This is a genomic window from Pseudoalteromonas sp. 1181_04 (genome assembly GCF_052850545.1).
In genome coordinates, this window is sequence record NZ_VXCS01000076.1 from 1 (window position 1) to 971 (window position 971).

Genomic DNA, 971 nt, shown 5'->3' on the forward strand with positions numbered 1-971 from the left:
GTTTGTGGATTATTGTGGCCCCACGCTGACCATCACGTGCCCTACAACACAGGAAACACGACCTGCTCAAGTGTTTGTTGCCGTGCTCGGCGCATCAAATTATACCTATGCTGAGGCAACGTATAGTCAACAACTTGAAGATTGGGTGATGAGTCATGCCCGTTGTTTTGCGTTTTTAGGCGGTGTGCCTGAACTTGTTATTCCCGACAACTTAAAAAGTGCTGTTAGTAAACCCTGTCGCTACGAGCCTGATCTAAACCCCACTTATCATCAATTAGCCGAGTATTATAACGTCGCTGTCATACCCGCTAGACCTTATAAACCCAAAGATAAATCAAAGGCTGAAGTCGGTGTACAAATTGTTGAGCGTTGGATCATGGCACGTCTACGCAAGCAAACCTTCTACAGCTTAGCGCACCTAAATCAAGAAATAGCAAAGCTACTTGATGTAATGAACAATAAGGTGATGAAGCAATATCAACAATCACGTAAACAGCTTTTTGATAGGGTGGATAAAAGCGCATTAAAGCCATTGCCTGAAAAGCCCTATCACTATACACAAATCAAAACGGTGCGAGTACACATTGATTATCATGTTGAAATAGAAAAACATTATTACAGTGTGCCGTATCAGTGGGTTAAGAAACAATTACGCGCACACATAACCAATCAGCTAGTACAGCTTTATCATGACGATACCTTAATCGCACAGCATCCGCGCTCACATCATTTAGGTGGGCATACAACACAGTCTCATCATATGCCTCTGGCGCATCAAAAACAGCATGAGCAGTCACCGATAAATTTACGCTCATGGGCATTAAGTATTGGGGAGTATACCCACCAAGTTATTGAGTTACAGCTCAGTGGACGGCGTCACCCCGAGCACGCTTATCGCGCCTGTTTAGGGATGTTAAGTTTAGCTAAAATCTATTCAAAAGAGCGGCTTGAGCAAGCGTGTTATCGCGCGT

The 971-nt window shown here is 43.9% G+C and carries 1 protein-coding gene; it reads left to right on the forward strand.

The genetic code is table 11. The annotated features are described in order from the left end of the window. The coding region (gene istA / locus FW757_RS23090; protein WP_446441778.1) for an IS21 family transposase at positions 1-971 on the forward strand (971 nt) is incomplete at both ends.